This is a genomic window from Arthrobacter sp. Soil_N43, from assembly GCF_057655195.1.
In genome coordinates, this window is record NZ_JBDGML010000128.1 from 1 (window position 1) to 1,673 (window position 1,673).

Here is a 1,673-nt window from a genome sequence, read left to right on the forward strand (position 1 = left end):
CAAACGAAACAGCCGGCGCTCCCCTCATCACCGCAGACGGGCTCACCAAAACCTACGGCAGGCAAAGGCTCTTTTCCGGCCTGTCCCTGAGCATTCACCAAGGGGAACGGATCTCGCTGAGCGGTCCCAGCGGCAGCGGCAAATCGACTCTCGGCAACGTCCTGCTGCGGCTGCTTCCGCCGGACTCGGGACGCGTACACCATGCTGACGAGCTCCACGGAGGCCGACTTCAAAAGCTCTACCAGGACCCCGCCCTGGCGTTCGCCCCCGGCGCTGCGCTACGGCACTCTTTCGGAGACGTCATCCGCCGTCACCGGCTGGACCCCGCACGCCTCGAGGAACTCGTGTCCGCGCTGCGCCTCTCCCCCGCACTGCTCGAGCGCATGCCCGGCCAAGTCTCCGGCGGCGAGCTGCAGAGGCTCGCCATCATCCGGTCCATGCTCCTCGAGCCGGCCCTGATCTTCGCCGACGAGCCCACTTCACGCCTGGACCTCATCACCCAGGAGGAAACCATCATGAGCCTGATGGACCAGGCGGAACGCCACGGCTGCGCACTGATGCTGGTCACCCACGACCAGGCCCTCGCCAACGCCGTCACCCGCCGTCGGGTACGCCTCGGCGGAGACGCTGGTTCCGAGGCAATGCTCAACACACCAGCGCTCAAGACACCGGCCTGACGACGACGGGCCCTCCGGAACGGATTCCGGAGGGCCCCTCGGGCTATTTCCATCTCAACTGGGACGCAGGTTCGGCGGCGGGTCAGCCGGCGGGTTTGAGGGCGGTGCGCCAGGCGGCGACGGCTTTGGAGGAGCTGAAGGTCCAGGTGGTGGTGCCGGTGGCTCCGGCGGCGGGCTGGGTGTGGTCGGCTTGTTCGGCGACCTGGCCGCCGCTGGTTTCGAAGCGTTCGGCCCACCCGCTGGGCGCGGTCGCCCCCGGGGTGGAGCTGTCGAAGCCGAGGCCGCCGATCAGCATTGCGTTGTTGCTGGCGGTGGTGACGCCGGGAACGGCGATGCTGGTGGCCGAATAGGTGGCGTTCACGGCGGTGGCGATGGTGCTGTCCAGCGGTGTGGTGGTGTTCACGCCGGTGTAGGCGCTGATCCCGCCGCCCCACTTCACCGCGGTGCTGAGCGTCCAGGTGTAGGTGCCGGGGTCGGAGGAGCCGGCCACCCGGTAGTAGGCGAAGACCCGTGCGCCGCTGCCGATGTTCAGCCCGTTGGTGATCGCGGTCCACCCGGCCGGGGCGGTGGCGGCGGGGTTCTTGTCCGCGGTGAACGAGGCGACCAGCACGTCCCCGGCGGCCCGGCCGGTGGGTGCGGGCAGGGCGACGGTGGTGGTGGCGGTTTCGGTGGACGCGGTCCGGGTGCTGCGCAGGGTGATCCCTGGGGGCGTGCCGCCGCCCGGATTGACGGTGATGGTCCGGGTGCTGGTGTCGGAACCGGCTTCGTTGGTGGCGGTCAGCGTCGCGGTGTAGGTCCCGGCCGTGGTGTAGGTGTGGGAGGGATTCTGCGTGGTGGCGGTGCCGCCGTCGCCGAACTGCCAGGCCCAGGAGGTCGGGGTGCCGGTGGAGGTGTCGGTGAAGTTCACCGTCAGGGGTGCGGTGCCGGAGGTCGGGGAGGCCGTGAACGAGGCGACCAGCACGTCCCCGGCGGCCCGGCCGGTGGGTGCGGGCAGGG

At 70.1% G+C, this 1,673-nt stretch carries 2 protein-coding genes; one reads left to right on the forward strand and one right to left on the reverse strand.

Translation table 11 applies throughout. The annotated features are described in order from the left end of the window. A partial coding sequence (locus AC3A3W_RS20990) for an ATP-binding cassette domain-containing protein (protein WP_487445055.1) occupies positions 1-677 on the forward strand: 677 nt, incomplete at its 5' end. An 82-nt stretch (positions 678-759) separates the two neighbouring features. On the opposite strand, the gene AC3A3W_RS20995 is transcribed toward AC3A3W_RS20990, so the two are convergent. Continuing rightward, positions 760-1,673: PKD domain-containing protein (locus AC3A3W_RS20995; RefSeq protein WP_487445056.1), on the reverse strand; the 914-nt coding region annotated here is incomplete at its 5' end.